This window comes from Gilliamella sp. W8126, assembly GCF_016102185.1.
Taxonomy (GTDB): domain Bacteria; phylum Pseudomonadota; class Gammaproteobacteria; order Enterobacterales; family Orbaceae; genus Gilliamella; species Gilliamella apis_A.
Genome location: NZ_JACFPE010000001.1, coordinates 662,922 through 686,101 on the forward strand (window position 1 = coordinate 662,922; position 23,180 = coordinate 686,101).

General features: G+C 32.2%; 23 protein-coding genes and 2 tRNA genes. 8 read left to right on the forward strand and 17 right to left on the reverse strand.

What is annotated here, in order from left to right:
- Positions 1 to 162 precede the first annotated feature (162 nt).
- The gene (locus H3S74_RS03125; protein ID WP_198247193.1) at positions 163 to 393 is read left to right on the forward strand and encodes a LysR substrate-binding domain-containing protein; all 231 of its coding nucleotides are present in this window, start codon (positions 163 to 165) and stop codon (positions 391 to 393) included.
- Positions 394 to 630: 237 nt separating this feature from the next.
- Here H3S74_RS03125 and H3S74_RS03130 read toward each other — a convergent pair.
- The 12 genes from H3S74_RS03130 to sbcB all read right to left on the reverse strand — a co-directional run bounded on the left by H3S74_RS03130 (position 631) and on the right by sbcB (position 10,178).
- Positions 631 to 706, reverse strand: a tRNA-Gly gene (locus H3S74_RS03130).
- A gap of 17 nt (positions 707 to 723) precedes the next feature.
- Positions 724 to 811 (reverse strand) — tRNA-Leu (locus H3S74_RS03135).
- Between the two features lie 213 nt (positions 812 to 1,024).
- Positions 1,025 to 1,579, reverse strand: coding sequence for a CDP-diacylglycerol--glycerol-3-phosphate 3-phosphatidyltransferase (pgsA, locus tag H3S74_RS03140; protein ID WP_198247194.1), 555 nt, complete (start codon positions 1,577 to 1,579; stop codon positions 1,025 to 1,027).
- A gap of 107 nt (positions 1,580 to 1,686) precedes the next feature.
- Positions 1,687 to 3,522 (reverse strand): excinuclease ABC subunit UvrC, encoded by a 1,836-nt coding sequence (uvrC, locus tag H3S74_RS03145; RefSeq protein ID WP_198247195.1) that lies wholly within the window; start codon positions 3,520 to 3,522, stop codon positions 1,687 to 1,689.
- Position 3,523: 1 nt separating this feature from the next.
- The gene (gene artM / locus H3S74_RS03150; protein ID WP_086354161.1) at positions 3,524 to 4,201 is read right to left on the reverse strand and encodes an arginine ABC transporter permease ArtM; all 678 of its coding nucleotides are present in this window, start codon (positions 4,199 to 4,201) and stop codon (positions 3,524 to 3,526) included.
- A 9-nt stretch (positions 4,202 to 4,210) separates the two neighbouring features.
- On the reverse strand, positions 4,211 to 4,987 hold the full coding sequence (gene artQ / locus H3S74_RS03155; protein WP_216819478.1) for an arginine ABC transporter permease ArtQ: 777 nt from the start codon (positions 4,985 to 4,987) through the stop codon (positions 4,211 to 4,213).
- Positions 4,988 to 5,070: 83 nt separating this feature from the next.
- Entirely contained in the window at positions 5,071 to 5,805 is a 735-nt protein-coding gene (locus H3S74_RS03160; protein WP_198247196.1) for a transporter substrate-binding domain-containing protein, read from the reverse strand.
- Between the two features lie 29 nt (positions 5,806 to 5,834).
- Positions 5,835 to 6,563 carry an arginine ABC transporter ATP-binding protein ArtP gene (gene artP, locus H3S74_RS03165; protein ID WP_086360008.1) on the reverse strand — a complete coding sequence of 243 codons (729 nt, stop codon included), beginning with the start codon at positions 6,561 to 6,563 and terminating at the stop codon, positions 5,835 to 5,837.
- Between the two features lie 296 nt (positions 6,564 to 6,859).
- Positions 6,860 to 7,507, reverse strand: a complete 648-nt coding sequence (locus tag H3S74_RS03170; RefSeq protein WP_110447880.1) for a vancomycin high temperature exclusion protein — start codon at positions 7,505 to 7,507, stop codon at positions 6,860 to 6,862.
- Position 7,508: 1 nt separating this feature from the next.
- The gene (locus H3S74_RS03175) at positions 7,509 to 8,198 is read right to left on the reverse strand and encodes a CidB/LrgB family autolysis modulator (RefSeq protein ID WP_110447879.1); all 690 of its coding nucleotides are present in this window, start codon (positions 8,196 to 8,198) and stop codon (positions 7,509 to 7,511) included.
- Entirely contained in the window at positions 8,195 to 8,638 is a 444-nt protein-coding gene (locus H3S74_RS03180) for a CidA/LrgA family protein (RefSeq protein ID WP_110447878.1), read from the reverse strand. The genes H3S74_RS03175 and H3S74_RS03180 overlap by 4 nt, the downstream gene beginning before the upstream one ends.
- A 106-nt stretch (positions 8,639 to 8,744) precedes the next feature.
- The gene (gene sbcB / locus H3S74_RS03185) at positions 8,745 to 10,178 is read right to left on the reverse strand and encodes an exodeoxyribonuclease I (RefSeq protein ID WP_198247197.1); all 1,434 of its coding nucleotides are present in this window, start codon (positions 10,176 to 10,178) and stop codon (positions 8,745 to 8,747) included.
- A 425-nt stretch (positions 10,179 to 10,603) separates the two neighbouring features.
- Between sbcB and H3S74_RS03190 the strand changes: the two genes are divergently transcribed.
- The 3 genes from H3S74_RS03190 to H3S74_RS03200 all read left to right on the forward strand — a co-directional run bounded on the left by H3S74_RS03190 (position 10,604) and on the right by H3S74_RS03200 (position 12,789).
- Positions 10,604 to 10,996, forward strand: coding sequence for a hypothetical protein (locus tag H3S74_RS03190; protein ID WP_110447876.1), 393 nt, complete (start codon positions 10,604 to 10,606; stop codon positions 10,994 to 10,996).
- Between the two features lie 540 nt (positions 10,997 to 11,536).
- A complete protein-coding gene (locus H3S74_RS03195) occupies positions 11,537 to 12,403 on the forward strand; it encodes an endonuclease (protein WP_198247198.1) in 867 nt (288 codons plus the stop codon).
- Complete coding sequence (locus tag H3S74_RS03200; RefSeq protein WP_198247199.1) at positions 12,403 to 12,789, forward strand: hypothetical protein; 387 nt, start codon at positions 12,403 to 12,405, stop codon at positions 12,787 to 12,789. The genes H3S74_RS03195 and H3S74_RS03200 overlap by 1 nt, the downstream gene beginning before the upstream one ends.
- A gap of 312 nt (positions 12,790 to 13,101) precedes the next feature.
- Here H3S74_RS03200 and H3S74_RS03205 read toward each other — a convergent pair whose 3' ends face one another.
- The 3 genes from H3S74_RS03205 to H3S74_RS03215 form a co-directional block, all read right to left on the reverse strand.
- On the reverse strand, positions 13,102 to 14,163 hold the full coding sequence (locus tag H3S74_RS03205; RefSeq protein ID WP_198247200.1) for an alpha/beta fold hydrolase: 1,062 nt from the start codon (positions 14,161 to 14,163) through the stop codon (positions 13,102 to 13,104).
- Between the two features lie 229 nt (positions 14,164 to 14,392).
- Positions 14,393 to 14,899, reverse strand: coding sequence for an SCP2 domain-containing protein (locus tag H3S74_RS03210; protein ID WP_110447872.1), 507 nt, complete (start codon positions 14,897 to 14,899; stop codon positions 14,393 to 14,395).
- Positions 14,900 to 16,528 carry a Na+/H+ antiporter gene (locus tag H3S74_RS03215; RefSeq protein WP_198192049.1) on the reverse strand — a complete coding sequence of 543 codons (1,629 nt, stop codon included), beginning with the start codon at positions 16,526 to 16,528 and terminating at the stop codon, positions 14,900 to 14,902.
- Positions 16,529 to 16,679: 151 nt separating this feature from the next.
- Here H3S74_RS03215 and recO point away from each other — a divergent pair, with 151 nt between their 5' ends.
- Positions 16,680 to 17,372, forward strand: a complete 693-nt coding sequence (recO, locus tag H3S74_RS03220) for a DNA repair protein RecO (RefSeq protein ID WP_198247201.1) — start codon at positions 16,680 to 16,682, stop codon at positions 17,370 to 17,372.
- Between the two features lie 73 nt (positions 17,373 to 17,445).
- Here the strand turns inward: recO and H3S74_RS03225 are convergent, their stop codons facing one another.
- Both H3S74_RS03225 and H3S74_RS03230 read right to left on the reverse strand, forming a co-directional pair.
- Complete coding sequence (locus H3S74_RS03225; RefSeq protein WP_198247202.1) at positions 17,446 to 18,183, reverse strand: hypothetical protein; 738 nt, start codon at positions 18,181 to 18,183, stop codon at positions 17,446 to 17,448.
- Between the two features lie 119 nt (positions 18,184 to 18,302).
- Positions 18,303 to 19,397 (reverse strand): GntR family transcriptional regulator, encoded by a 1,095-nt coding sequence (locus H3S74_RS03230; protein ID WP_181414663.1) that lies wholly within the window; start codon positions 19,395 to 19,397, stop codon positions 18,303 to 18,305.
- Positions 19,398 to 19,649: 252 nt separating this feature from the next.
- Between H3S74_RS03230 and H3S74_RS03235 the strand changes: the two genes are divergently transcribed.
- From H3S74_RS03235 to H3S74_RS03245, 3 genes are read left to right on the forward strand one after another with little or no spacing between them, the layout of a single operon-like run.
- A complete protein-coding gene (locus H3S74_RS03235) occupies positions 19,650 to 20,594 on the forward strand; it encodes a sugar ABC transporter substrate-binding protein (RefSeq protein ID WP_110447867.1) in 945 nt (314 codons plus the stop codon).
- A 52-nt stretch (positions 20,595 to 20,646) separates the two neighbouring features.
- Positions 20,647 to 22,137, forward strand: a complete 1,491-nt coding sequence (locus H3S74_RS03240) for a sugar ABC transporter ATP-binding protein (RefSeq protein WP_110447866.1) — start codon at positions 20,647 to 20,649, stop codon at positions 22,135 to 22,137.
- A 34-nt stretch (positions 22,138 to 22,171) separates the two neighbouring features.
- On the forward strand, positions 22,172 to 23,155 hold the full coding sequence (locus H3S74_RS03245) for an ABC transporter permease (RefSeq protein ID WP_370527360.1): 984 nt from the start codon (positions 22,172 to 22,174) through the stop codon (positions 23,153 to 23,155).
- The last annotated feature ends 25 nt before the right edge of the window (positions 23,156 to 23,180 follow it).

Consider the following 23,180-nt stretch of genomic DNA (forward strand, 5'->3'; position numbering starts at 1 on the left):
TTTTCGGCATGGTCTACCATTATTCAAAAATTATATACTTCATGTATGCTAAGGTTATAGTCATATCTGTAAAACGCTGTATATGGGCAAAATAATTCTTGAAAACAGTGAATTATAAGAATAAATACTAATGTGGTTCTTTGATTACATAAAACACAGTTGATGATAAATGCTTCTAAGCAGGATTTAGGTATTTGTTTTTTTTCTGAGCAATTTGTTCATGATGAGATTCAGAATGGAGAGTTAATTCCAATTTTAACCGAGTGGGTTGGTATCCCTCGTCCAGTTTATGTGATGGTTAGAGATAGATGCTATATCCCTAATAGAGTAAAAATATTTAAACAATATATAGAGCAATACATTAAAGATGAAAATGTTAATTATCAAATTTAACATCTTAAATATATCCATCTGACACTTTAATTATAAAGGTTAATTGCAGTATGTTATTTATTATCTAGGTGGACATTGTATGCTTTCATAGTATAAAGATATTTATAAATACAATGTCTATAAAGCAATAGATATAACTGTATTTTTTTGTGGCTCTATATGATTTTATACTACTAAGTGAAAACATATAGTTTATTGTAGATAATAGTTTGCTATGGTTATCGATTGAATTTAAATTGGAGCGGGAAACGAGGTTCGAACTCGCGACCTCAACCTTGGCAAGGTTGCGCTCTACCAACTGAGCTATTCCCGCATGAGAAGTGTTTTAAATGGTGCCCGGGGCGAGACTTGAACTCGCACGGCCAAAAAGGCCGAGGGATTTTAAATCCCTTGTGTCTACCGATTTCACCACCCGGGCTCAAAACTTAGTACCGAAGGGTAACTGCGCTTTGGATGCTGTGCATTTTACCTATCTTATCATTTCAGTCAATAAAAATTTTAAATTAATCGTTTGATTGCTCAATGTTTGACTGATTCGAGGTTAAATTGCTCTATTTTTTCGTTTTTAACTAAAGTGCAATGCTATTTTTTCAATTTGAATATTTAGACATTACACATCAAATTTATTATGTTAATCGTTATCTAATAAATCGACTTGAGCAATCCATAAATATTGAATCATCGATAATAGGGTTAATACTGTAGCAATAAACAAGGCTGCAAGTCCGGCATAAATAACTAGATCGCAAGGTCTCCAAAGTAACCATGTTAATGCAGTCATTTGAGCAATAGTTTTTATTTTACCAATTGATGAGACGGCAACATTATTTCGTTTACCAATTTCAGCCATCCACTCTCTTAATGCTGAAATGATGATCTCTCGAGAGACGATGATGATTGCTGGAATAGAAATCCACCATGTTTGATAATATTGGGTTATTAAAACTAAAGCGATAGTGACCATAATTTTATCGGCAACAGGATCTAAAAAGGCACCAAATTTAGTAGTTTGGCCTAATCGACGAGCGAGGTAACCATCAAAAACATCTGTTACTGCAGCTATTAAGAATATTAATGATGAAAAAAAGCCAGACCATTCATGAGGAAATAGATAAAATGCCAACACAAAAAAAGGAATAAGTATTACTCGAAATAATGTTAAAAATGTAGGTAAGTTGATTTTCATGTGACATTAGCTCATTTTGTTTTATTAATCAATTGGTTAGTGATAATTAAAAAAACAGTGTTTTCTTACTGATTATGTTGCCTGAAAAATGTTAATTTTTCAATGTGTTATTGCTGTAAATTTAGATAAATTTTTTCAGCTAGCGATTTGGATATGCCTTGTACTTGGGCTATTTCATCTATACTAGCATTTTTTAGCTCTCTGAGTCCGCCAAAATGTTTTAATAATGCTTGGCGTCTTTTTCCGCCAACGCCTTCTATATGTTCTAATGCACTATCAGTTAATTGTTTAACACCTTTTTTACGCTGACCTACAATCGCATGGTCATGTGATGCGTTACGGATTTGTTGAATTAATAATAGAGCAGGGGAATGATCATCTAAATAATAACCTTTACCATGGGCTTCAAAGAAGAGTGTTTCTAAACCTTCTTTACGCTCAGCACCTTTAGCCACCCCGATTAAAATAGGATGATGTTTATCCCAGTTTACTTGTAACTTCTCAAATACTTGTAAAGCTTGATTAAGTTGTCCTTTACCACCATCAATAAAGATAATATCAGGGATTTTATCTTCAGGGAGATCTTTTTTACTATAACGGCGAGTTAATACCTGTTCCATTGCTGCATAGTCATCACCTGGGTTGATACCGCTAATATTATAGCGACGGAATTCAGATTTAACCGGTCCTTTATCATCAAACACAACACAAGAAGCGATAGTGTTTTTGCCCATAAAATGGCTGATATCAAAACATTCCATTCTATTGATTTTTTCAATACCCAAAAAGGCTTTTAAAGCATCATATCTTTGTTTAATGGTTGAGTTTTCTAATAGTTTATTTTTAACTTCCGTTTGAGCGTTAACTGTTGCAATATTTAATAATTTAAGATTATCACCTTTTGGTTCATCAACTAATTTAACTTGATGTTCGGCGACGATTGATAAAGTTTCTTCCATCGCTTGTTTATCTGACAACGAAAAATTCAGAAGAATTTTCTTTGGAATATTCCTGTTTTGATTACCTTGTAGATAAAATTGACCTAAAAATGTCTCAATAACTTCTTCAAGTTCAGTGTTAGAGGGAACTTTAGGAAAATAAGAACGATGGCCAAATGTTTGTCCATTACGGATAAAAAGTACATAAATACAAGCTAGGCCGAGTTCATAATGAAAACCGATTACATCCATATTATCATTATTATTGTAGATAGCTTGTTTTTCATTAATGTGTTTGATTGCTTGTAACTGATCACGTAGTGCTGCTGCTTTTTCAAAATTAAGCTCACTACTAGCTTTCAACATATCAGCAGTGATTTTTTTTAAGATTTCATCTGACTGTCCAGATAAAAATAATCTAACATAATTCACTTGTTCATTGTAATCTTCATCGCTGACTAAACCCGGTACACAAGGGCCTAAACAACGTTTAATTTGGTACTGCAAACAAGGACGTGTTCGATTACGATAAGTACTATTAAGACATTGCCTTATCGGAAAGGTTTTTTGTAATAATGCAAGAATTTGTTTAACTGCATAGCCACTAGGGTAAGGGCCAAAAAACTCATCTTTTTTACGATTAACTGCTCCGCGGTATAAAGATAATTGTGGATGGCGTTCTTTACTTAATTTAATAAACGGATAGCTTTTGTCATCTTTAAGTAAAACATTATATCGTGGTTGATATTTTTTGATATAAGTCTGTTCAAGTAAAAGTGCTTCTGTTTCGGTATTGGTGATGGTAAATTCTACGCGATGAATATGACTCACCAATCGATCGGTTTTGATGGTTTTTTTACTACTATTAAAGTAACTTTTTAAACGATTATTGAGGTCTTTCGCTTTTCCCACATAAATGATGGTATCTTTATCATTAAACATTTGATAGATACCTGGTTTATGTGGGACAGTTTTTAAGAAAGATACAGAATCAAATTGGCTCATATTAGTTTTCAAAGGTGAGGGCTTTTTTCTCTATTATCCTCATAATGGTGCTTAAAATACCATTTATCAAGAGGTAGATAAGCCCTGCAACAACAAAAATTGAGAAGTCATAGTATTCACCATTTAGTGTATTACTATATCCCATAAGATCCATAACAGGAATCATTGATGCTAGTGCAGTTCCTTTAACTACGAAGACAACTTCATTAGAGTAAGTAGACAGTGCTCGTTTTAATGCATATGGCATTACAATTTTAAGTGTTTGTCTTTTATTCATGCCTAATGCACTACATGCTTGCCATTGTCCTTGTGGAACAGCTTTTAAAGCTCCATAGAAAATTTGAGTAGTGTAAGCTGCACTATTAAGCGTTAAAGCTAAATAAGCGCAAAACCATGGCGATGAAATAAATTCATAAAAAGCGGGTACTTTACTTAAAATTTCGCCAAATTGTGAAGGTCCATAATAGATTAAAAAAAGTTGTACCAATAAAGGTGAACCAGTAAAAATAACAATATAACCACGTATCGTTTTAGTTAAAAACTTCGAATTTAAAGATAAAAGACAAGAAAAAACGATAGCTAAAAAACCAGCTGATAATATGCCTGCAATACTTAAGCTTAAAGTATCAGGTAGACCTTGAAGAATGATTTTTAGATAGTAAATAAAATTATCAGACATAAAATGACCTTACTGACTATTAGCTGATGACGGTTGTTCAAATTTGGTAGAGCGTTTTTCAATACGAGAAATAACTCGTTGACTTAAAACTGATATCACTAAATAAACAAGCATAGCAATAAAATACCATAAGAAAGGTTGGTTGGTTCTTGCAACAATTGTTTTGGTTTGCATCATTAAATCATCAATCGCTATCGCAGATACAAGGGCGGTATCTTTTAATAAAATTAACCATTGATTACTCAAACCAGGTAATGCATGGCGCCACATTTGCGGCATTATTATGCGAAAAAAAGTACGAGATTTACTAAGGCCTAATACTTGAGCTGCTTGTTTTTGCCCACTTGGAATCGCTTTAAATGCTCCACGTAAAGTTTGAGATGCATAAACAGCATAAAGTAAGGATAAAGCAAAAACACCGCATAAAAATGGATCTGGCTGAGTATTTTCAATATTCATTTTTACGGTAAATGATGTAAAACCAAGTGGAATGGTAAAACCATCATCTAATGCCATCAATAACAGCGGTAAACCTGTATAGATTGCCACCACAATTAATAATTCGGGTAAAGCTCGAATAGTTAAATTAAATAGTGACATTAACCATGCAACAGGTTTGAAAGGAACTGATTCTAAAATAGTAAAAATGAACGCAAAAAACATGCCGACAATTAACGATACAAAAGCTAGTGATAACGTTATTGTGGTTGCTTTAGTTAGCGGCAAAATATACCCATCCATAGAAGAGAGTAACCAGTCGATACCGTGTGCAAAAAAGTCTGACATAAAAAAACCGTAATTAATTTAAAAAATAAACTCGCCGCAGAGTATGCGGCGAGATCTCAAAATACAGATTTTAGTAAATAATATTATTTACTAAACCATTTTTTATAGATAATATCTAATTCACCATTTGCTTTTAATTTATTAATTGCTTGGTTGAATTGTTCAAGTAATTGATCATTTCCTTGACGTAAAGCGATACCTAAGCCTTCACCAAAAAATTCATGATCGGTAATTTTGTCACCTAAAGCAACAATGTCAGCATCTTTACCTAACCATTCTCCAGCAACAAATGAGCTTGAGACAATGGCATCAATACGTTTTGCTTTTAAATCTAGAAAAGCAAATTGATAGCTGTCATAACTGACTGCTTTAACATCAGGGTACTTTTCATTTAAGTATTTTGAATAAGTCGTACCTTTCTGGATGCCAACTTTTTTACCTTTCAATTGATCAAGACTGGTTAAAGAGTCTTTTAAAGTAATGAATTGGATTGAGCTGTCGTCGTAGTAGATTTTAGTAAATGCAACTTGTTTTTGACGCTCTGGAGTAACATCAATACCTGCAATTGCTGCATCAATTCGGCGAGTTTTAAGGCTAGGAATTAAACCATCGAATGATTGGTTAACAATTTTGCAAGATACTTTCATTTCTTCACAAAGTTTATTCATAACATCGATATCGAAACCAACAATTTCATTTTTATCGTTAGTAAATTCGAATGGCGCATAAGTTGCTTCGGTACCAATAGTTAATGTTTCTGCTGCTTGAGCTGCAAAAGCAGATCCAGCAAATAAAATCGCTAGTAATGTTTTTTTCATATTTCCACCCAATCTGGTTTTAATTAATGTTAGTGTGATAGATAAGCTTTAAACTCTTCGGTTTTTGGATGAGCAAAACACTCAAGTTGTCCCTGCTCAATAATCTTACCTTGTTCCATGTAAATCACTTGTGAAGCAACTTTACGCGCAAAATCGACTTCATGAGTAACAATAATTTGTGTAATTCCGGTTTGTGACAGTTCATTAATAATCTCAGCAATTTGTGATGTAATTGCTGGATCTAATGCCGCTGTTGGTTCATCAAATAACAAAATTTTCGGTTCCATCATTAATGCTCTGGCAATAGCAACACGTTGCTGTTGACCACCAGAAAGATGGAGAGGGTAGCGATGCGCCATTTCATCAATTTGTAAACGAGCTAAAATTGACATTGCTTTATCACTAGCTTCTTTTTTCGATAATTTTAATACTTGGCATGGTGCTTCAATTAAATTTTCCAAAACAGTTAAATGTGGCCATAGGTTGTAATTTTGAAAAACCATGCCAACATTTTTGCGTAATGTTCGAATAGTGGATTCACTTATCTTTTGCGAAAAATCGAAATGTGAATCGGCAATCGTCATTTCACCTGATGTGGGAATTTCAAGTAAATTAAATACTTTCAACAAAGAACTTTTGCCTGCACCACTTTGACCAAGTAAAACAATTGTTTCACCCAAAGGGTAACATAACGAGACGTCATTCAATGCCTGATGAGTACCATAAAAACAGTTAATATGGCTTAATTCAATATTCATTAGTATTAGATAAATTATTTAAATTTTAATTGACTAAATATTACTTTTTTTTGCATAAAAATGCAATCTAAATTATTAGACAATCAATTTTATGATAGATTGTTAGCCAAAAAATATTAGTTTTAAATTTTTACTGCTTAGTTTCATATTCAATCACAGCGTTATAATTAAAAATATCTACTAGGCTGATATTTTATGTTTGGAAAATGCGACACTCAGTAATAATTTAACCAATTCTTATGAATTAATATCTTAAAAAACCCCTTTCCTCAAAATTTTATAGGTTTTAATCAAACTTAATCATTATTACTTATGATAGGGATAATAGGTCCAAGATATTTAGGTTTTTTATTCATTATATACAAATCAATAAAAGCACTAACACGAGCGAACATCTCGCGGATACGAACTAACTTCATACTCTTTGGGGCAGGAACGGCAAAACACTGTGCTTGAATATCTTGCGCAAGAGCAATAAAAATAGCTCGTTCACAATGGAATTCTTGTGTAATAATAGTAAAATCATCAGCATTAAAAACTTTATTAGCCCGAACAACTGAATCGAAGGTTCTAAAACCAGCATAATCTAATACAATTGATTCTCTAGGAATACCTGCTTTAATCAGATCTTTTTGCATCGTGATTGGTTCATTATAATTTAAATGTGCATTATCACCACTGACTAATAAATAATCGACTTTTCCTTGCCAATATAGATCAATAGCGCCATCGATACGATTACGATAAAAGCCGTTTATACCACCACCTTTTACATATTTAGATGTACCTAATACTACACCAATTGTTCGATAGGGAAGTTTATTTTCATCATGATAAATGTAGGGGGCCGTTTTATAGCTTATCCAATAGTCGAGACTAAGTATTACCGTTATTAAAAACAATAGGAAGGTAATTAAATAAGTTATTAACTTTTTTAATATCATGCTAAAACCAATTTAAAATAAATACCATTATTGGAAATAAAAATGGTGCTGTCAATGAAGTCATAATACCACATAGTACCAGTGATAAAGAGCTATAAGCTCCTTCATTATAATCTACTTCAATACAGCGAGCTGTACCAACAGCGTGTGATACAGCACCGATTGATAAACCTCTGGCAGAGGCTGTTTTGATTTTAGCCCAATTTAGCAATTGATGAGCAAAAATTCCTCCTAAAGTTCCAACAAGTATTACACATAATGCGGCAATAGATGGAACACCACCTTGATTTTCTGCGATAGTTACCGCTATGGCAGTGGTAACTGATTTAGGCAGTACCGAGGCGGCAATTTCATTACTACCTCCTAACCAAAATGCAATACAAACACCTGTCACCATAGAAGCAATTGAAGCGGTAAAGGTGATTATCATGATAGATTTCCAACGGGCTTTTATTTGTGGGATTAATTCATACAAAGGGTAAGCCAAAGCAACAACTGAATAAGGGAGTAAGTCATTAATAATTTTGACGTTTTTTACATATTCAATATAACTAGTCTGTGTAATTAATAAAATAGGAATTAAAACAATAACCGAAATCACTAATGGATTAAATAGTGGATTTTTGATTTTAAAGGAAATTTTACGAATCACAAGAAAAACTAAAACAGTTAATGGTAACATCCATATCATGATTGTTTCCCCTTATTATCAGACGATTTTACCGCTGGTTTATGCAAATGCTCTGTAAGATATCCGGTTAAAAATAAGACAATAATTGAACCGCCAACACTGGCAAAAATAATCGGTACCCAATTAGCTAAAAGTAGTGAATAATTATCCATGATCCCCATTGCAGCAGGAATAAATAGCACAGTCATATAGCGCATAAAAAGATTGCAACTGTTTTTGATCCAACGCGTTGGTATAAGTTGAAATGCTAATAAAAAAAACAAGATTAATAGACCAATAATACTACCAGGGATCATGATTGGTAAGATTGCCGAAACAATATTACCAGCCCATAAACAGAGGGTTAAAATAATTAAGCCCCGACCATAACTAAATAGTGTGTAATATAAAGAATAAAGTCGATGCTTAATTGTTGCATGTTTGGCTAAAAAATGTTTCATAGTTTATATACTAATTGTCTTAAAATTAAATATTGACGGTATGTCCGTCGTTTAGAAAGGGCGGAGAACTAAAATCAGAAACATATAATACGCCCCTGTAATTCAATTATCCAACTAAATAATGACAATATTGGTAAAGTTGCTTTAATAAAGTGAGCTTTTCCGGTTTCTGTATATAAATTTCGGCTAGTTGTTCAAGTGATTGTAAATAATTTTGTATCTCAATGGTATTGAGTTTATCTCGACAGTGATCTTGCCAAATGCGTTGTTCTTGTTCGGTTAATGCTTGCGGATAATTTCTCGCTTTGTAGCGAAAGAATAATGTGGTTAATCGTGGATCATCGAAAGTGATTGATAAAGTTTCTAATAAATGAACTGGCGTGGTTCTTATAGTTTCACAACGTAATAGATCTTGACCATTTAAAAATCCACTATAAATTTGTGCATCAACATCACTGTTAACTGGATAATCATTATTGATACTAAATAGCTCACGCATTTTATCCTGTAATTTATTTTGGTTTTGTAGTAGTTTTTGTTGATTAATTAAACATTGTTGTTTATCTAAATTAAAACGCTTTGCGTTATCAGCTAATAATGTGCTTAATGGCGCAATAATTGGACATTTATTTATATGAATCAGTTTTAATGGAATACGCTGTTCGTCTAACTCAAGATCGGCTGTTTTGGTGTAAAGTTTTTCCTGAATAGTCTCGACTGGTAAATCAATAATTGAATCAATATCTCCAGTTAGATCACAGACTATAACTGCATTATTTTGCGTTGGATGCCATGCAATAGGGCAGACTAATGACATATTGCCTCTATGGCTACCTAACATTCCAGATACATGAACAATAGGTGTCATATTTACAACGTCAATAAGCTCGGCAACTCTGTTTTTATTACGTAATGTATAGAAATAATTGAATAACTTTGGTTGGGCGTGTTTGATAAGTTTTGCCATAGCTATAGTTGCATAAACATCTGACATTGCATCATGGGCATGCTCGTGGGCTATATTATTTGCTTTAGTTAAATCTTCTAAACGAAAACTCGGTAAACCAGCATCATTAGTTGGCCAGTTAATACCTTCGGGTCTTAATGCATAACATGCTCTAACGACATCAAGCAGATCCCACCGTGAATTACCATTACGCCAACTATAAGAGTAAGGATCATAAAAATTACGATATAAAATATTGCGAGTCACTTCATCATCAAAACGAATGTTGTTATAACCTAAGATGCAAGTATTCGGTCGACTAAATTCTTGATGAATTAGTTTGCTGAATTCAGCTTCACATAACCCATTTTGATTTGCTTTTTGTGGTGTGATGCCGGTAATAAGTACAGCTTCAGGATTGGGTAAATAATCTTGCGCAATTTGGCTATAAATGACTAATGGTTTTTCAATAATATTAAAATCGCTATCTGTTCGAATGCCGGCAAATTGTGCTGGACGATCTAAAGCGGGGTTGATACCAAAAGTTTCGTAATCATGGAAGTAAAAAGTAGGCTGTATTTGATCGTTTTTCATTCCGTTATTTTGCTCTTAAGTTTTCATTTTAATTTCAATTGATTATATCATTATTTAGCTAATCTTATTTATGAACATTACAATGATGTAAGAATAGATAAATTCCAATAGTTAATCTTTAAACTGACTTTACTGTGAACGATAAAAATTTATTTTAATTAACTTTATTTATAATAATATTCAAAACAAAGGTTTTGTGATAATTTTATTAGAATAATTAATTTGTTACCCTGTCACAAATATAATGTTTTAATCATTACTAATCGAAAGATTGATAGGTTAATAAATAGCTAATGTGCTTTTTATCTTATCTTATTTTATATAATATTTGTTGTTATTAACTAATCATCTAAATTTATTTTATTTGTATTAGTATTGAACAAAGAGTTTAGAATCGTAAGAACAGTTAATTTGGATGAATAATTATGTTATTAGTTTATCTTCGAGATGATGTAGTGATTGATGGAAATATAAAATTATTTCATTTTATTTTTACCGAGATTAAAGTATCAGATGATGTTGTCAGTATCGAGTTTGTTCCTGATCTTATTGAAAAAAATGAACAAACTTCAGATATTGATAAGCGAAATAAAGGTATAGCTCACTACTTTGGTTTTTATTTCGAAGAAGATGATGATAAGGAATTAATACATACTTATTTTGATTCAGCTATAGAAGCACATGTTGATAGAAGTTTTTATGATATATTTATACGTTTAAGACCGTTTATGATTGAGCACTATAAAGGAAATGATGTTAATCTTGTTGATTTAGCTGAAGATGGATTTAATATAAAAATAACACATATCAAAAAATAGATTTATCATTATTTTATATAAAAATTGTATGAAAACTAAAAGCTAAGGACGACAGCAAGAACAACGTTCGATATTGAATTATCAGAAAAGCCTTTTATAAGGTTTTTTATTGTCTTTAAAGAAATTATTCGCTTCTACCGACTTGGTCGGCTCCTGACATATCAATATCAATAGCTGTTTGTTTGATCACCGCTATTTTATCGATACTTAATTTAAATCTTTTATTTTTATACTACAATTTTCGCTACTATGTAGATTTATTTCAGCTCTAATTAAAACCAATTAAACTATCTTGATTTTTTAGTTAAATTATTGTTATAATTAAATTTATAAAAATAACCTTTGACTATATTGTAAGCTATCAAGCTTACTATTAGTAGCAGTAGTAGCAGAATTAAAATAACTATTTCACTGTAATTCTTCTTAAGTCGTTATCTAAAAAATAGTGTGATGTTATCAGCCATCTTGTTGATGATTATGCTTTTGAGCTAGCTTACATGGAATGTAAATAATTTATTATTTTAACATTGGTATTTTGAAATGGATTTCGCAAAAAAAATTAGTCTAGCTTTAGCTATTTGTTTCGTTTTGACCGCAAATTGTTATGCTAAAAACTGTAAAAAGGGTATACCTTGTGGTAACTCATGTATATCAGCCAACAAAACATGTAGGATTGATTCTTATCCTGTTTCTGGTAAATCGCAACCAAAATCTGCTTCAACTTCAACTTCAACTTCAACTTCTGCTGAAGTTGAATCTTCAATAGTTGCAATTAGTAAGCAAAATTTTAACACCGCCAAAACTCATTTAGTTAAAATCTATAAAGAAAACCCTGAGCAAACAACATTTTATTGCGGATGTAACTTTTCATTTGACGGTAAAAAAGGTTCTATAGATTTTAGTCAATGTGGTTATAAACCAAGAAAAAATGAACAAAGAGCATCTCGTATCGAATGGGAGCATGTTATGCCTGCTGAAAATTTTGGTCGTCATTTGCAATGTTGGCAAGAAGGGGGGCGTAAAGGGTGTAAGCAGGATACTATATTTAATGCAATGGAAGGTGATTTGCATAATTTACAACCAGCTATTGGTGAGGTGAATGGTGACCGATCTAATTATAGATATTCACAATTTACTAAAGAATTTAGTCAATATGGCCAATGTCAATCTGCAGTTGATTTTAAAGCACGAGTTTTTCAACCTAGACAACAAATTCGAGGCGTAATAGCACGAACATATTTCTACATGCAGAATAAATACAATATAAATTTATCTGATTCTGATAATAAGTTGATGCTAGCGTGGAATGAGATGTATCCACCTAAACAATGGGAATGTGATAGAAATCGACAAATAGAAAAAATTCAGGGTAATGACAACAAGTTTATTAGTGAACAGTGTAAATAATGAAAACAAAAATTATCTTAGTTTTGGTCTTTTTTATTACAGTTATACAAAATGCTTATGGTGCTGCTCATTATAGAACATATGTTCCTCGGGTTCGTACCTATTCTTTTCATACTTTCCATTCTAGTAGAGGAACGGGCAACGAAACACCGTTAGATAATATTTTTTTAAGTATTTTTATCATTTTCTTTCTTGGTATATTTTTTCTATCAGCAATATCGGTAATTCAAGAGTGTAAAGAAGCTAAAGATAAATTATTAGCAGAAGAGAAAGAAAAGCGTAATGAACTTGAGCGAATAAAATTAGAGGAAGCTAGAGCAATTAAAAAAGCGATGGCTCCTAAAGTCGAAGTGTATAAACTTAAGAAATATAGAAAAAAAAGATAAAATGTCTTGATTACTATTGATGTTTTAAGGTCATTATTAGCTAATAAATCGCTATATGCTTTTATTCGACATTATGTCTGATAACTGTAACTTGAATAAAATCACTTTATATTTTATTTTAAATTATCTATAGCAAAAGGTATTGTTTGATCTTTCAATAAGACTATATTTGATATAGTTAAAACGTGATGAAATTTATATTGTTACTTTATTATGTTTGTTTTTGAAGAGTTATATTATCTTTGCATTACTAATCAGAATATTAAAAGTGAATATAGGGATATAATATTCACCTTTAATCGTTGTTTTAATTTAGTAATAAGTTTCAATTTCTTTTAAAAATATTTTTAATTCCTCAATCCAAAAGTTTGCATTCATCGTTGTACTATGACCACTTGTTTTGTTACTGGCAGGAATTAGATAATATTTTGCTGCTACAATATCTTTTAACGCTTTCTGCATTACTCCTGTATTTGGAGGATTTCTTTCATCATCTTCTGAATTAATGACTAAAATAAAAGCTTTTATCTTAGTTAAATCTTGAGTTGGATCAAAGTTTCTTGCCGCATCCCATTGATATAAAAAGTCATTAGCATCCATGCTAACACGTTCTTTTAACTTATCTGATAATATTTCTTCTGTTTTTGCCGTATTATAGGCTTTATTTTGCCAAGCAATATCGCCACCATTAGTTGCTATGTCATAATAATGATAAACAGTTTGAAATTTTTCTGGTTGTTTAGTATAAAAACCATTGTTCCAATCAGGATCTTCTTTAATTGAATTGATAAGCATTTTTCTCATAATCCAATTTCGACTAGACATTGGGGCAGGGGTTGCTGCCATTGGAATTGCAGCTGTCATATAGTCAGGATATTTAGTTATCCATAACCAGGTGTTCATGCCTCCCATTGAGTTACCAATAATAAGTTCAAGGTGATTTATGCCTAATCCATTTTTCAATAGTTGGTATTGAGCATTAACCATGTCACCATAATCATAATGAGGAAAATTTCCTTTTAGTTCATCAGAAGGTTTTGATGATTTTCCCGTACCAATTGCATCAGGTAATATAATAAAATATTTTTCAGCGTCTAACGGTTTTCCTTTATCAAATAATGCATGCCCGAAACTATCATTAAGCATAGAATTACCATCACCAGTTGTACCATGTAAAATTAAAACTGGTTTGCCCTTAGGATTTCCAAGTGTGACATAATGAATTTTTAAATTTTTGACCGTATTACCATCATTAAATCGAAAGTTTTTAATAATATAATCACCTTCATTTCTATTGTAAAAATCAGTACAAAACCCTTGCGGAACAATGATAAAGGAAATAAAAAATAATAGTGCTTTTGTTATATTATTCATAATTGGTTCTCTCCATTATACTTATGCAAAGCTAACATTGTTTTAACGGTAAGAGATGGGGCAGGTAGATAATAATTAACGAAGTATTGATCCATCGTTAATATGCATATTAGTTTAATCAATACTAATTTTTCAATAAAAAAATGATTACTATTTACTCAAAATAATTAATATCTGAATAATATCAGTTAATAAAAAAGGGAATTTATTATTCCCTTTTTAGTGTGATTCAGTTTTTAGGTGCACTTTCAATAATATCTGCTAATTTTTCCAGTGTTATTCTCAAAAACTTTGGCATAGCTTCTATTTCAATTGAATCCATTAGGTTTTTTACATAAAGGCCTAATTCTGTATCACCTTCAACAATTAGTCGACGTTGGAAAAATAGTGTGTCAGGATCTTGTCTTCTAGTCGCAATCATAATCAAATCGTTAGCATTACCAATGAAACTAACATCAGGAATTTCTTCACGACTCACAACTAGTTTGTTATCAATTAAACTCACAAACCAAACTAATTGCAGATCTGTTACTTGTATTTTAAGCCAACGATTTTCTAAAAAGTCGAGATCACCATCATCAAGCGAATTTTTGAACTGTAATTGCAACAATTGTTCAATCGTTCGTTTTTTCAAATCGAAAGGTATACAGCGTAAAGTTAAACCTAACACTTGTGGTGCTTTATCGACAAATTGAGAATGAATTTTGCCAAGTAATTGGTGTTTATTGCCAATCATTTATGCATCTCCAGAAATCATCTTCTCATAAATATCTAAATCAGTGTTCAGATGTTCATATGTTTCTTCACTTACTTCATTGCGAATTTTCATTTGAAGTAATGCTGTACGTTCAGCTCCAATCGCCACCAAACGCATACGTCTTTCTAGGTTTTCAGCCTCAAGTGCTTTTTGTTCTAAATCTTTAAGTCCTGTTCTACGTCTTAATGAACCAATTACCCTCGATCCGACTTCATGAATAATCTCTTGATCTAAACCTTCTTCTGAGGTTTCTTGTAAAAGACTAGTTTGCATTTTTTCTAGGCTAACGATAGCTTCTTCTGCCATTTGTCCTTTAACTGTTAAAATCTCATTATCTTGTTCGGAATTGTCCAAAATAACACTACCACGTAATAGGATAGGTAATATGATTACAGCTGAAATTAATGATACTAATATAATCCCTGCAGCAATAAATACTAATTGGTAACGACCACCGATAGTCATTGGAATTGATAATACACCAGCTAAAGTTATTGCCCCACGGACACCAGCAAAGGTGGAAATCCAAAGATCACGATTGGTGTAGGCTCTGAATGCTAATGGGCGTTTTGTGCCGAAAGGCATTGTTGGCATATGTTTCATTGCCCATAACCATGCGAATCGAGTACCCATTAAGACTACAAAAACAAATAAAACAATCAAACATAATTGCCATAGTTCAATTGAAGCATCGGTCTGATTTTCAGTAAAGGTAGTTGATAAGATACTTGGTAATTGAATACCTAATAAAAGGAATACAAAACCATTAAAAACGAAGGTTAACATTGACCATGTGCTATCAGATTGTAGGCGAGCAGTTAATGGTGCATTGCGCATCATGCCTGATTGGTTTACTGTCATACCTGCACTAACAGCAGCTAAAATTCCAGAACAATGACATTCTTCTGCTATGATATAAGCCGCAAATGGTAGTAAGAATAGTAATACAATTTGAATAGCGGGATCATTATGAGTTAATTGGTTTATTTTACGTAAGATACGTGCATATAACCAAGTAAATAAAACCCCAACCGCAAGTCCACCAATTGCAACAACGAAAAAAGAAATACTGATTTGTAATAGGTTAAATTGCAAAGCGCCTGCGGCTATTGCGATGGCAAATTTTAATGAAACAAGGCCAGAAGCATCGTTCATTAATGCTTCTCCTTCAATGATTTCCATTTTTTCTTTTTCAATTCTTCCTTTACCAACAATTCCACTAAGAGCAACGGCGTCAGTAGGAGATAGTACTGCTGCTAATGCTAAAGCTGCTGGTAATTCAACATTTGGAAGCATCCAATAAAGCAGATATCCTAATGCAATAATAGAAATTACGACTAACACCAGCGCTAGTCCGACAATTTCTCTAAAATTGTAGACAAAATCTTTCACCGAAGTTTTTCGACCATCAGCAAATAGTAAGGGAGGTATGAATAATACGAGAAAGAGTTCTGGATCGAATTTCAAATACACACCCAAAGCAGCTAAGAGACAACCCAATAGTATTTGCATTAACGGCAAAGGAATTTGGATCGGCAACATTTTTATAACAACACCAGAAAGTGATACAATTAAGACCAGAAGTAATATTGTTGAAAATAGTTCCATAGTTACTCTTTTGTTATTATCCTATAATTAACTATTGATTATATCGGATTTTTAACAAAATTTCAGATTAAAATTGCCTAAATCACACAATTTTTAATCACTCTCGTTTTTTGAATAAAAAAACAAGCATTTTAATTGACGGAAATTATTGATGGAAAACTGGCAAAGAGCATTTGTTCTTCATACACGTACCTATAGCGAAAGTAGCTTATTAGTTGACTTATTTGTTGAGAATGTAGGAAAAGTAACTATCCTAGCTAAAGGGGCTAGACGTAAAAAATCAGTATTGAAGGGAATTTTACAACCTTTTACACCATTGATTGTTCAGTATTCAGGTCAAGGGGAAATTAAGAATTTACGTCAGGTTGAAGCAATATCTCTGACATTACCACTTGTATCAGTTTTTCTATACAGCGCTTTTTATTTAAATGAGCTATTACATAGAGTCTTATTGGTTGAAACCGAAACTAACACGCTATTTGATGATTATTTGATAAGCCTACAACAATTGGCACAACAAGTGCCGGCTGAAAATGTGTTGCGTGCATTTGAATTGGCATTACTTGAGAATTTAGGCTATCACGTTGACTTTTTTCATTGCAGTGCAACGGGCGATGATATTGTTGAAACCATGCATTATCAATATCAATCAGAAAAAGGTTTTATTAGTAGTTTGCTACAAAATAGTACCAGTTTCACAGGCGAACAAGTCTTAGCTTTGGGTAAAAGAGAGTTTCTAACTATTGATACACTTAAAGCTGCTAAACGTTTTACTCGAATGGCTTTAAAACCTTATGTAGGTTCAAAACCTTTTAAGAGTAGAGAATTATTCATGAAAATTTAGCTTTTTTTATTTCACTATTCCACCAATGATTATTGGTGGAATAGTTTATTAACTTTAATTTATTCGATTAAACTTAGTATCTTGGTGGTTTAGCATATTTGCTATTATAACTATCGGCAGGGAAAGCGTTAGAATTCGGTGATTTCTTATATTGATTACCATTTTCCAATTGGAAAATTGCTGTACCAATCACCCCAATATTGTTCGCTGAACCTTCATCAGTATGATTCGCATAAGCTTTAGATGCTTGCGAAAATGTAAATGAGGCAACTTCACGCTCATTTTTTCGAAATCCTTTAATTGATAGCGTACTATACGGTCTTAAAATATAACCATTATTGTTCAATGAACCTGCTTTTCCGTTGATAACATCTAATCCATCAACAGTTGCTACAATTTCATAAGTATTTCTTGAATAATTGACATAATAAAGTTGATAATTTTTGCCCGCTTCACCAGACATATTGATTTCATCATCCTGTTTAAAAAGCGACCATTTATTATTGTTATCATCAATTATTGACATACCAACATCGCCATTAAGCATAAGTTCTTGAACTTTTTTTCCATGCACAAATGCTTTCTTAGAATAATGAATTACTGCAACGTCTATTGGTGTGTTATTAATACGTGCTAATTTAACTTCTCGAACATGAGATTCGACCCCATCGCCCCATTGCGTTCCAATACCTCTATCATTTGAAGTATTATTTAAAGTATTATTTGTATTGATTGCCTGTTGACATCCACTTAAAAATAAACTGATTAAGCCAATCACTAATACATTATATATGTTATAAAATTTATTCATTAAGATTTCCTTTTCTAATTATGTTCAGTAATTATATATATTATTATATATTTGAATATTATATAAATATATAATAATTTTGTAGGCTGTATTTTATCGATTGATTATTGAGTTCTTTATTATGCTCCACTTGATGCACGGATAACTAATTCGCCATTTACGTATATAGTACGAATTGGTAAGGTTGAATTATTTATCCTTTGGATTAAAGTTTCTACTGCAGTCAAAGCTATACTTGCTAACGGTTGTTTATAAGTAGACAGTGGGGTAGATAGATGACCTGCATAATCAGCATCATCAAAGCTAATGGTAAATAATTTTTGTTTTGGATTTATTCTTTGATTCAATGAGATTAATTGCATTGCCGTAAAGTCATTACCACAAACTACATGTTTAATGTTCAATTTTGCCAATTGATTAATTACTTTTTCATCAATTTGTGGCACTTGAATTATCCAATCGTTAATTTTTGTAATTCCTGCATCATATAATGCTTGTTTATAACCAATTGTTCTTAAAGCAACAGTATTAGCTGAATCACTTTTTGATACAAATGCTATTCGAGTATTTTTCTGTTCAATGAAATGATTTGTGACAACGTAACCTGCAGCAATATTATCAATACTGACTAAGTCAGCTTTACCTCGAGAAGGGAAAACACAATAGTCTCTCTCTAACAATATACAAGGAATATTGTAGAGTGTCAGATAATCCATTATTCTTTTATTAATGATATTTGCGTAAGGGTGAAACTCTAAAGGCGTGAAAAATATTCCGTTAATATTATTTTTTGTATAATTTATGATGACTCTTTCTACGTCATTTAAAATAGATTGTATATCCTGACTTTTGGTCAGCATCCCAGCCCATAAAAGAGAAAACTGATAATTATTGGCTAAACTTGCTATCTCAGAATATAAACTATCAAGAATCATTCTACTTTCATCTTGTTCTAAACGAGGAGCTAATATTCCAAAAATATATTTGCTTACTTGTTGATCTTTAGGTTGTCTAACATAAAACTTACCACCTTGTTTACCTTCAATGTAACCTTCCGTTTTTAATCTTGAAAATACTTTACTTATTGTTGGTCGGGAAGTCTTATATATTGTGCTTAAATTAGATGAAGAGGGAAGGGCACTATTACAATCTAAAATTCCACTTTTGATCTGCAATAATATTTCCTGATAAATCTGCTCACATTTATTTGCCATCATATTACCTATAGAACATTAATTGAATATTCCTAGTATGACATAACCATCAAACTTGATAAATTAAATTTTACAAGTTTTCAAAAAAAGTGACTTTGATATCATAAATAATAAAAAGAAATAGATTAATATTGTTAAGTTTGGTGCAGATAATTAGACTGAATTTACTCAAAATATATTACAAAATATTTTTGGGTTTTAGTTTTTAAGGAAATTATTATTACAAATCATTTGATTATCTGAGGTGGGTTTATGAAAAAATTCATAACATCGTTTTTAACAATTACATTTATTATCTTTACAAGTTTCTTTCAACTTGTAAATGCTGATGAAAAAAAGCCTATTAAATTTGCTTTTATTACTTCAACTTTAAACAATTCATTTTTTACTGCAATATCCGATACATTTTCTGAAATTGCCAAACAAAATGGTGATCAATACATTCTTGTCGATCCTCAATATGATCAAGCTAAACAAATTTCAATGATGGAAGATGTCATTAATCAAAAAGTTGACATTATTTACTTAATCGCTGTTGATTCAGAAGGTATTCGCCAAGGATTATTGGCAGCAAAACAAAAACAGATTCCAGTGGTAGTGATTGATAATCCTATTAGTGATGATGATTTAGTGGTTAGCACTGTGGCTTCAGATAATTTCTTAGCCGGTAAAATTAATGGCGAACAAATGGCTAAAGATTATCCTAATGGCGCCAAAATTGCTGTTATTGATTGTCCTTTTAATCGTGCTAGTGTTCTAAGAGCTGATGGTTTTTATGCCGGATTAGGTGAAAACAGAAGTAAGTTTGAAGTAGTTTCTCAACAAAATGGTAAATGTGCTTTAGAAGTCACCATGCCAATTGCCGAAGATATTATTCAAGCTCATCCTGATTTACAAGCATTTTTCGCCGTAAATGATCCCTCTGCTTTAGGTGTTGTTGTTGCTTTGAAAGCATCAAATAAACTTAAAAATGTTAAGGTCTATACTGTTGATGGTTCACCTGATGGTAAAAAAGCATTTAGCGATGGCGATATAACGTTAACTGTAGCTCAAGCTCCAATTCAATTAGCTAAAGAAACCTATAAAGTCGGTAAACAGGTTCTAGCTGGAGAAAGCGTTGCTAAAGAAATATTAGTGCCAACTTTTCCAATTACCAAAGAAATGATTGATCAATATGGAGTAAAAGTCTGGCAGTAATCATTGACTTTAATCAAGTTATATCTATTGAAATCAATAAGGTGATATTTATATGGAACAAGTTGCATTACAACTATCTCATATAGAAAAAAAATTTGCTGGTGTCCATGCGTTAAAAGATATGCACTTTAATCTTAAACAATGTGAAGTTCATGGATTATTGGGTGAAAATGGTGCTGGCAAATCAACCTTAATCAAAATTATCGGCGGCATCTATAAACCAGATGCCGGTGAAATTAAGATTAATGGTAAGACTGAGATAATTAATGGTATTAAAGATGCTCAAGCAAGAGGAATTAATGTTATTCATCAGGAAATTGTCTTAGTTCCTTATATTAGTGTATATGAAAATATTTTCTTAGGTCGTGAACCGAGAACACGCTTAGGCTTTAAAGATCATCGTCAAATGATCGCCAAAGCCAAAATAATGATGGAAAGTATGGGGTTAACGATCGATGTGTTACGGCCCGTACATGAGTTAACCATTGCACAACAACAACTTATCGAAATCGTCAAAGCTATTTCATTTAACGTTCGAATCTTGATCATGGATGAGCCAACATCTTCTTTAACTGATAAAGAAGTTGAACAGCTTTTTATTATGATTAAAAAACTAACCGAACATAACGTTAGTATTATTTATATTTCTCATCGCATGGATGAGTTATTTACTATCACTGACAGAATAACTGTAATTAGAGATGGTAGTTATATAGATACCGTCAATACTAAACAAACCAATATTGATGAATTAGTTAAATTGATGGTTGGGCGTAACTTAAATAATTATTATCAACGTCATTATCAAGAAAATGGAGAACGTTTATTAGAAGTAAAAAATCTTTCGAAAAAAGGAGTATTTAATAACGTTAATTTTCATTTAAAGAAAGGAGAGATTTTAGGTTTTGCCGGTCTTATGGGGGCTGGTAGGAGCGAAATCATGCAAGCAGTTTTTGGAGCAGACCAATATGATAGTGGTGAAATTTATTTTGACAATCAGCTTGTTAAGCTCAAATCGCCACAAGATGCTATTGATATAGGAATAGCCTTAGTTCCAGAAGATAGGAAAAAACAAGGTCTTATTTTAGGTAATAGTATTGCGTTCAATTTAACATTAACAGTATTGAAACAATTTATGCATGGTTGTTTAGTTAATCAGCAAAAACAAAAAGATATCATTCAATACTATATTAATAAGCTCAATATAAAAACGCCAAATGCTGACAAAATTGTTGGTCAGCTTAGTGGTGGAAATCAACAAAAAGTTGTAATAGCTAAGTGGTTAGCAACTAAACCGAAAATCATCATTTTAGACGAGCCTACTCGAGGAATTGATATTGGTGCTAAAGCCGAAATATATCAAATTATTGATGAACTTTGCGCAAGCGGCATGGCTATTATTATGATTTCCTCAGAATTACCAGAAATTATCAATATGTGTGATCGTGTTTGTGTTGTTGCGAATGGACAAATTCAAGGTGAATTATCGCAATCAGAATTAACACAGGAAAAAATTATGAAATTAGCAACAGGGAGAGCTTAAAATGGCTAGCCAATCTATGAAACAATCAGATGATATGAGCTATCATCACACTACAATAACCAATAATATCATTATTAGAAGTTTCAAAAATTTTATTACTAATAATATAGGGATTTTAATTGCGCTTCTATTAATTAGTATCATTTTAAGTTTTGCCAGTCCGGTATTTCTTTCCCAAGAAAATATGCTCTCAGTGTTAAGACAAGTATCCACTAATATGTGTTTAGCCTTAGGTATGACATTAATTATCATATTGGGAGGAATTGATTTATCTGTTGGATCGATAGTCGCTATGGCGGGTACACTCACAGTTGGATTTATTTCAATTGGTGAAATGGGCATTGTTCCAGCTATTCTGTTAGGTTTGTTTATCGGTACTTTATGCGGTGCGGCAAATGGTGTTGCTATTGCTTATACCGGTATCCCACCATTCATCGTTACATTAGCTATGATGATGATCGCTCGTGGCGTAGGTTATATTTATAGTGGCGGCCAATCAATTCGTATTTTTGATGAGAGTTTTACCAGTATAGGTACTGGTTACTTAGGCATGATTCCATATCCAGTTATCTATATGTTGGTATTTATTGTTGTTATGTTGGTAGTTGTTAATCGAACTCGTTTAGGTACCTATATTTATGCTCTCGGAGGTAACCGTGAGGCTGCAAGGTTATCAGGTATAGCCATTAAACGTGTTGAAATCATTGTATATACCATTGCTGGTTTTTTAGCTGCTTTCGCAGGAATAGTGCTTGCAGCAAGAATGTATTCAGGACAACCATCAGTTGCACAAGGTTATGAAATGGATGCCATAGCTGCTTGTGTGCTTGGAGGTATTTCGATGTCAGGTGGAATAGGTCGCATTAGTGGCACTATTTTAGGCGTGATTGTTATCGGCATTATTAATAATGGTTTGAATTTATTAGGTGTTAATTCATTTTGGCAATTAGTTGCAAAAGGCGTAATCATCTTTTTAGCCGTCTATGTCGATATGCTGAAACGCAAGAAAGCTAACTAATTTAGGCTAATTTGTTTTTTAATAT

Coding starts and splice junctions, on each gene's coding strand:
- H3S74_RS03160 (WP_198247196.1), bottom strand. CDS start 5,805: ATGAAAAAAACATTACTAGCGATTTTATTTGCTGGATCTGCTTTTGCA.
- H3S74_RS03225 (WP_198247202.1), bottom strand. CDS start 18,183: ATGAATAAATTTTATAACATATATAATGTATTAGTGATTGGCTTAATC.
- artM (WP_086354161.1), bottom strand. CDS start 4,201: ATGTCTGATAATTTTATTTACTATCTAAAAATCATTCTTCAAGGTCTA.
- H3S74_RS03230 (WP_181414663.1), bottom strand. CDS start 19,397: ATGGCAAATAAATGTGAGCAGATTTATCAGGAAATATTATTGCAGATC.
- sbcB (WP_198247197.1), bottom strand. CDS start 10,178: ATGAAAAACGATCAAATACAGCCTACTTTTTACTTCCATGATTACGAA.
- H3S74_RS03205 (WP_198247200.1), bottom strand. CDS start 14,163: ATGAATAATATAACAAAAGCACTATTATTTTTTATTTCCTTTATCATT.
- uvrC (WP_198247195.1), bottom strand. CDS start 3,522: ATGAGCCAATTTGATTCTGTATCTTTCTTAAAAACTGTCCCACATAAA.
- H3S74_RS03180 (WP_110447878.1), bottom strand. CDS start 8,638: ATGAAACATTTTTTAGCCAAACATGCAACAATTAAGCATCGACTTTAT.
- H3S74_RS03235 (WP_110447867.1), top strand. CDS start 19,650: ATGAAAAAATTCATAACATCGTTTTTAACAATTACATTTATTATCTTT.
- H3S74_RS03240 (WP_110447866.1), top strand. CDS start 20,647: ATGGAACAAGTTGCATTACAACTATCTCATATAGAAAAAAAATTTGCT.
- H3S74_RS03125 (WP_198247193.1), top strand. CDS start 163: ATGATAAATGCTTCTAAGCAGGATTTAGGTATTTGTTTTTTTTCTGAG.
- artP (WP_086360008.1), bottom strand. CDS start 6,563: ATGAATATTGAATTAAGCCATATTAACTGTTTTTATGGTACTCATCAG.
- H3S74_RS03190 (WP_110447876.1), top strand. CDS start 10,604: ATGTTATTAGTTTATCTTCGAGATGATGTAGTGATTGATGGAAATATA.
- H3S74_RS03175 (WP_110447879.1), bottom strand. CDS start 8,198: ATGATATGGATGTTACCATTAACTGTTTTAGTTTTTCTTGTGATTCGT.
- H3S74_RS03195 (WP_198247198.1), top strand. CDS start 11,537: ATGGATTTCGCAAAAAAAATTAGTCTAGCTTTAGCTATTTGTTTCGTT.
- pgsA (WP_198247194.1), bottom strand. CDS start 1,579: ATGAAAATCAACTTACCTACATTTTTAACATTATTTCGAGTAATACTT.
- H3S74_RS03170 (WP_110447880.1), bottom strand. CDS start 7,507: ATGATATTAAAAAAGTTAATAACTTATTTAATTACCTTCCTATTGTTT.
- H3S74_RS03215 (WP_198192049.1), bottom strand. CDS start 16,528: ATGGAACTATTTTCAACAATATTACTTCTGGTCTTAATTGTATCACTT.
- H3S74_RS03245 (WP_370527360.1), top strand. CDS start 22,172: ATGAGCTATCATCACACTACAATAACCAATAATATCATTATTAGAAGT.
- artQ (WP_216819478.1), bottom strand. CDS start 4,987: ATGTCAGACTTTTTTGCACACGGTATCGACTGGTTACTCTCTTCTATG.
- H3S74_RS03210 (WP_110447872.1), bottom strand. CDS start 14,899: ATGATTGGCAATAAACACCAATTACTTGGCAAAATTCATTCTCAATTT.
- recO (WP_198247201.1), top strand. CDS start 16,680: ATGGAAAACTGGCAAAGAGCATTTGTTCTTCATACACGTACCTATAGC.
- H3S74_RS03200 (WP_198247199.1), top strand. CDS start 12,403: ATGAAAACAAAAATTATCTTAGTTTTGGTCTTTTTTATTACAGTTATA.